The organism is Inquilinus limosus MP06, from assembly GCF_000767795.1.
Classification (GTDB): domain Bacteria; phylum Pseudomonadota; class Alphaproteobacteria; order DSM-16000; family Inquilinaceae; genus Inquilinus; species Inquilinus limosus_E.
The window spans coordinates 1-6,159 of sequence record NZ_JANX01000385.1 but is presented as its reverse complement, the minus strand read 5'-3'; the positions used below and the strand labels follow the sequence as shown (position 1 = coordinate 6,159).

General features: G+C 69.8%; 6 protein-coding genes. 4 read left to right on the top strand and 2 right to left on the bottom strand.

Features of this window, described 5'->3' with window-relative positions; translation table 11 throughout:
* Positions 1-838: ABC transporter ATP-binding protein (locus tag P409_RS23685; protein WP_034844470.1), on the bottom strand; the 838-nt coding region annotated here is incomplete at its 3' end.
* Positions 835-2,370 (bottom strand): glycerol-3-phosphate dehydrogenase, encoded by a 1,536-nt coding sequence (gene glpD / locus P409_RS23680; RefSeq protein ID WP_034844469.1) that lies wholly within the window; start codon positions 2,368-2,370, stop codon positions 835-837. The genes P409_RS23685 and glpD, both read right to left, overlap by 4 nt.
* Positions 2,371-2,670: 300 nt before the next feature.
* On the opposite strand from glpD, the gene P409_RS23675 reads away from it, so the two are divergent.
* From P409_RS23675 to P409_RS23660, 4 genes are all read left to right on the top strand, one after another.
* The gene (locus P409_RS23675) at positions 2,671-3,678 is read left to right on the top strand and encodes a sulfate ABC transporter substrate-binding protein (RefSeq protein WP_430515657.1); all 1,008 of its coding nucleotides are present in this window, start codon (positions 2,671-2,673) and stop codon (positions 3,676-3,678) included.
* Between the two features lie 34 nt (positions 3,679-3,712).
* Positions 3,713-4,516: a sulfate ABC transporter permease subunit CysT gene (gene cysT / locus P409_RS23670; protein ID WP_034844468.1), complete on the top strand. Its 804-nt coding sequence runs from the start codon at positions 3,713-3,715 to the stop codon at positions 4,514-4,516.
* Positions 4,504-5,394, top strand: a complete 891-nt coding sequence (gene cysW, locus P409_RS23665) for a sulfate ABC transporter permease subunit CysW (protein ID WP_034844465.1) — start codon at positions 4,504-4,506, stop codon at positions 5,392-5,394. Before cysT ends, cysW begins: the two co-directional genes overlap by 13 nt.
* Positions 5,394-6,159: sulfate/molybdate ABC transporter ATP-binding protein (locus P409_RS23660; protein WP_034844462.1), on the top strand; the 766-nt coding region annotated here is incomplete at its 3' end. The genes cysW and P409_RS23660, both read left to right, overlap by 1 nt.

Below are 6,159 nucleotides of genomic sequence, written 5' to 3'. Positions count from 1 at the left end.
GGCCCGGCCGCACGCCGACGGTGCAGGGCCCGGCGGCCAGGCCGGCCAGGTGCCCGGCCAGCGGCACTGAGACATCGTCCACCAGCCGCAGCGCGCCGTCCGCCACCTCGGCGGGGCCGATGTTCATCGGCGGGTCGCTGAACACCTCCGCCACCTTGGTCGAGGCCGGGTGCTGGAACACCTCGACCGTCGGGCCCTGCTGCAGCAGCCGGCCCTCGTCCAGCACGACGGTGCGGCCGCCCAGGATCAGCGCCTCCGCCGGCTCGGTGGTGGCGTAGACCACGACCGACCGGCCGCGGCGGAAGATCTCCGACAGCTCGGCCCGCAGCTCCTCGCGCAGCTTGTAGTCGAGATTGACCAGCGGCTCGTCCAGCAGCAGCAGCCCGGCATCCTTGACCAGGGCGCGGGCGATCGCGGTGCGCTGCTGCTGGCCGCCCGACAGCTCGCCCGGCAGCCGCTCCAGGAACCGGTCGATGCGCAGCATCGCCGCGGTCTCGCGCACCTTGCGGTCGATCTCGGCCCGGCCGAGGCCCTTGAGGCGCAGCGGCGAGGCGATATTGTCGTAGACCGTCTTCGACGGGTAGTTGATGAACTGCTGGTAGACCATGGCGACGTCGCGGCTGCGCACCGACACGCCGGTGACGTCGCGGCCATCGGCCAGCACCCGGCCGCGGCTCGGCCGCTCCAGCCCCGCCATCAGCCGCATCAGCGTGGTCTTGCCCGCCTGGGTGCGGCCCAGCAGCACGGTCAGCGTGCCCGGCTCCAACACCAGGTCGAGCGGGTGGATATGGCTCTCCGCCCCGACGTCCTTGGTTACGCCTTCGAGAGCGAGCGTCACGACGCGGCCCTTTCCACGGGACGGGAGTTGCGGGCCCGGAGCCAGTCGTCGATGGCGCCATGCGCCTCGGCGGGGATGTGCAGCCCCAGCTTCGACCGGCGCCACAGCACGTCCTCGGCGGTGCGCGCCCATTCCTGGTCGACCAGGTAGTCCAGCTCGGCCTCGGTCAGCCCGGCGCCGAAATCGCGGCCGAGATCCTCCAGGCTCTGCGCCGATCCCAGCAACCGGTCGACCCGGGTGCCGTAGGCGCGGGCCAGGCGGCGGGCCAGCGGCTCCGGCAGCCAGGGCCGGGCGGCGCGCAGCCTGACCAGGAAGCCCTCGAAATCGGCGTCCGGGATGTCGCCGCCGGGCAGCGGGGCCGATGCGGTCCAGGGCGCGCCCTTGATGCCCATGACCGGGGCCAGCTTCTCCAGCGCATGCTCGGAAAGGCGGCGGAAGGTGGTGATCTTGCCGCCGAACACCGACAGGGCCGGCGGCTGGCCCTCCGGCGCGTCCAGCTCCAGCACGTAGTCCCGCGTCGCCTCCGACGCGCTGGACGACCCGTCATCGTAGAGCGGCCGGACGCCGGCATAGCTCCAGACCACGTCGTCCGGGGTCGGGCCGGCGGCGAAGCAGCGGCCGACCGCCTCGCACAGATAGGCCGTCTCCTCCGCCGTGATGCCGACGCCGGCCGGGTCGCCCTGGTAGTCGAGGTCGGTGGTGCCGATCAGCGAGAATTTCCCCTCATAGGGGATGACGAAGACGATGCGCCGGTCGTCATTCTGCAGGATGAAGGCCTCGGGCCCATCATAGAGCTTCGGCACGACGATGTGGCTGCCCTTGACCAGCCGCACCCGACTGGCGCCCGGCAGGCCGACCGTGTCGTGCAGCACATGCTTGACCCAGGGGCCGCCGGCATTGACCAGACCGCGGGCCGAGACCTGCCGCTCGCCGCCGTCGGCGCCGCCCCCATCGGCGTTCCGGAGGGTCGCCGTCCACAGCCCGTTCTCGCGCCGGGCGGAGACGCAGGCGGTGCGGGTCAGGATCTCGGCCCCGCGCTCCTTCGCGTCCAACGCCGCCAGCGCCACCATGCGGGCATCGTCGACCGAGCAGTCGGAATATTCGAAACCGCGCGTCAGATGCGGCTTCAGCACCCGGCCGATGGCGCCGCCGCGCAGCCGCAGGCCGCGGCTGGCCGGCAGGATCTTGCGGCCGCCGAGATGATCGTAGAGGAACAGGCCGATGCGCACCATCCAGGCCGGCCGCATCGACCGGTCATGCGGCAGCACGAATCGCAGCGGGCGGATGATGTGCGGCGCCGCGCGCAGCAGCACCTCGCGCTCCATCAGCGCCTCGCGCACCAGCCGGAACTCGTAATATTCGAGATAGCGCAGCCCGCCATGGATCAGCTTGGTCGAGGCCGAGGAGGTGGCTCCGGCCAGGTCCGCCTTCTCGCAGAGCAGGACGGACAGGCCGCGCCCTACCGCGTCGCGCGCGATGCCGACGCCGTTGACGCCGCCGCCGATGACCAGGAGGTCGTACACCTCTGCCACGTTTCCCGCCTCTGCTTGCGGCCGCGCCGCTTTCGATCTTCGCAAACGAAAATCTGCCTGCGGGCCGGGTCCGATGCAATCGGAATTCGCGGGAAATGCGCAGGATTTCGTCAGCAATCGACTTCGCATGTGCGAAAACGAATGAAGCGAACATATGAATAACCTAACCTGCGTGTAAAATTTATCGCCTGACCGATGGCATTTGATGTGAAATAGAGATTGCGCTCGCGCCGGTTCCCCGCCTTACTGTGCGCGACGCCGCCCCCTGCCCCAACCCAAGGAACATCGGAGGTCGAAGTCATGCGGATCATGACCACTCGGCTGCTGGCCGCGGCGGCCATCGCACTGGCTTCGGCCATGGCGCATGCGGCCGACGTCAAGCTGCTCAACGTCTCCTACGACCCGACGCGCGAGCTGTACAAGCAGGTCAACGCCGCCTTTGCCGAGCAGTGGAAGGCGAAGACCGGCGACACCCTCACCATCGAGGCCTCGCATGGCGGCTCCGGCGCCCAGGCCCGGTCGGTGATCGACGGGCTGCAGGCCGACGTCGTCACCCTGGCGCTGGCCTATGACGTCGACGCCATCGCCGCCAAGGGGCTGATCGACAAGGACTGGATCAAGCGCCTGCCGGACAACAGCGCGCCCTACACCTCGACCATCGTGTTCCTGGTGCGCAAGGGCAACCCGCTGGGGATCAAGGACTGGCCCGACCTGGCCAAGGAGGGGGTCCAGGTGATCACCCCGAACCCGAAGACCTCGGGCGGGGCGCGCTGGAACTATCTGGCCGCCTGGGGCTATGCCCTGAAGCAGCCCGGCGGCAGCGAGCAGACGGCGAAGGACTTCGTGCAGAAGATCTACGCCAATGTCCCGGTGCTGGACACCGGCGCCCGCGGCTCCACCACCACCTTCGTCCAGCGCGGCATCGGCGACGTGCTGATCGCCTGGGAGAACGAGGCCTTCCTGGCGGTGAAGGAGCTGGGGCCGGACGAGTTCGACATCGTCGTGCCGTCGGTCTCGATCCTGGCCGAGCCGTCGGTGGCGGTGGTCGACAAGGTGGTCGACGCCCGCGGCACCCGCGCCGTGGCGCAGGCCTATCTCGAATTCCTGTACTCGCCCGAGGGGCAGGAGCTGGCGGCGAAGAACTTCTACCGCCCGCGCTCGCCCGAGGTCGCGGCGAAGTACAAGGACGCCTTCCCCGCTGTTAACCTGTTCACCATCGACGACCCGATCTTCGGCGGTTGGCAGAAAGCACAGAAGACGCATTTCTCGGATGGCGGCACCTTCGATCAGATCTACCGAAAGAGCTAGGGAGAGCCCGCCTCCGGCGGCGCGCCATGTCGGCGTGCTGCCGGGATTCGGGCTGACCCTGGGCTTCTCGCTCACCTATCTGGCGCTGCTGGTCCTGCTGCCGCTGGCGGCGCTGGTCATCCGGCCCTGGGAACTCGGGGTCGAGGGCGTCTGGCGGGTGGTGTCCTCGCCGCGCACCCTGGCGGCGCTGAAGATCAGCTTCGGCCTGGCCCTGGCGGCCGCGGCGGTCAACGTCGTGTTCGGCACGCTGGTGGCCTGGGTGGTGACGCGCTACCGCTTCTGGGGCCGGCCGTTGATGAACGCGCTGATCGACCTGCCCTTCGCCCTGCCGACGGCGGTGGCGGGCATTGCCCTGGCGTCCCTGTATTCGCCCAAGGGCTGGCTCGGCGGGCCCTTGATGGAGATCGGCATCAAGGCCGCCTTCGGCCCGCCCGGCATCTTCATCGCCCTGGTCTTCATCGGCCTGCCCTTCGTGGTGCGGACGGTCGAGCCGGTGCTGGAGGACCTGGACCGCGAGATCGAGGAGGCGGCCGCCACCCTCGGCGCCCGGCGCTGGCAGGTGGTGTGGCGCGTGGTGCTGCCGCTCTTGTCCCCAGCGATCCTGACCGGCTTCATCCTGGCCTTCGCCCGCGCGGTCGGCGAATACGGCTCGGTCATCTTCATCGCCGGCAACATCCCGGGTGTTTCCGAGATCGCGCCGCTGCTGATCGTGATCCGGCTGGAGGAGTACGACTATGCCGGCGCCGCCACCATCGGGTCGGTGATGCTGCTGGCCGCCTTCGTCATCATCCTGGTGGTCAACCTGCTGCAGCGCTGGAGTCGCAAATGGGCGGACTGACCCGCACGCTGGCGGCCGCGCGCACCCGGCTGAAGCCCGCCGACAGGCCGTGGGAGGAGCCGCTGGGCATCCGCCTGGCCCTGATCGCGATCGCCGTGGTCTTCCTCGTCCTGTTCCTGGTGCTGCCGCTGGCGGTGGTGCTGACCGAGGCGCTGCGCAAGGGCATCGACGCCTATCTCGAGGGCATCGGCAGCGAGGAGTCGCTGGCGGCGATCCGCCTGACCCTGACGGTCGCCGCCATCGCCGTGCCGCTGAACACGATCTTCGGCCTGGCCACCGCCTGGGCCATCGCCAAGTTCGAGTTCCCGGGCAAGAGCCTGCTGACCACCTTCGTCGACCTGCCCTTCTCGGTCTCGCCGGTGATCTCGGGCCTGATCTATGTGCTGCTGTTCGGCGCCAATGGCTGGTTCGGCCCGTTCCTGGAGGCGCATGGCATCCGGGTGATCTTCACCGTCGCCGGGCTGGTCATCGCCACCATCTTCGTCACCCTGCCCTTCGTGGCGCGCGAGCTGATCCCGCTGATGCAGGAGCAGGGGACGGATGAGGAGGAGGCGGCGGTGCTGCTGGGCGCCAGCGGCTGGCAGACCTTCTTCCGGGTGACGCTGCCCAACGTCAAATGGGCGCTCTTGTACGGCGTTCTCCTCTGCAACGCCCGGGCGATGGGCGAGTTCGGCGCCGTCTCCGTCGTCTCCGGCCATATCCGCGGCCAGACCAACACCATGCCGCTGCAGGTCGAGATCCTCTACAACGAGTACAATTTCGTCGGCGCCTTCGCCGTGGCCTCGCTGCTGGCCGGGCTGGCGCTGGTGACGCTGGTGCTGAAGACCCTGCTCGAATGGCGGTTCCGGTCGGACCGCACCGAATCCGCGGAGAGCTGATGCCGATCGCCATCCATGGCCTGACCAAGCGCTTCGGCCCGATCGCAGCACTCGACGGCATCGAGCTGGAGGTGCCGGACCGCGCCTTCGTCGCCCTGCTCGGCCCCTCCGGCTCGGGCAAGACCACGCTGCTGCGCATCGTGGCGGGGCTGGAGCGGGCGGATGCCGGGGAGATCCTGGTCGACGGCGCCGACATCGCCGCGGTGCCGCCGCGGCAGCGACGCATCGGCTTCGTGTTCCAGCACTACGCCCTGTTCCGGCACATGACCGTGTTCGGCAATGTCGCCTTCGGCCTGCAGGTGCGGCCCGGCGCCACCCGGCCGGCGAAGGCGGAGATCCGGCGACGGGTCGAGGAGCTGCTGACCCTGGTGCGGCTGCCCGGGCTGGGCCGCCGCTTCCCGCGCCAGCTGTCCGGCGGCCAGCGCCAGCGCGTCGCCCTGGCCCGGGCGCTGGCTATCGAGCCCAAGCTGCTGCTGCTCGACGAGCCGTTCGGCGCGCTCGACGCCAAGGTGCGGAAGGAGCTGCGGGTGTGGCTGCGCGAGCTGCATGACCGCACCGGCCTGACCAGCCTGTTCGTCACCCATGACCAGGAGGAGGCGCTGGAGCTGGCCGACCAGGTGGTGGTGATGCGTGACGGGCGGATCGAGCAGCAGGGCAGCCCGGCGGCGCTGGTCGACGCCCCGGCCACGGCCTTCGTCTCCAGCTTCCTCGGCGACGTCAACCGCCTGCCCTGCACGGTGGCGGACACGAATGCGGTGGAGGTGG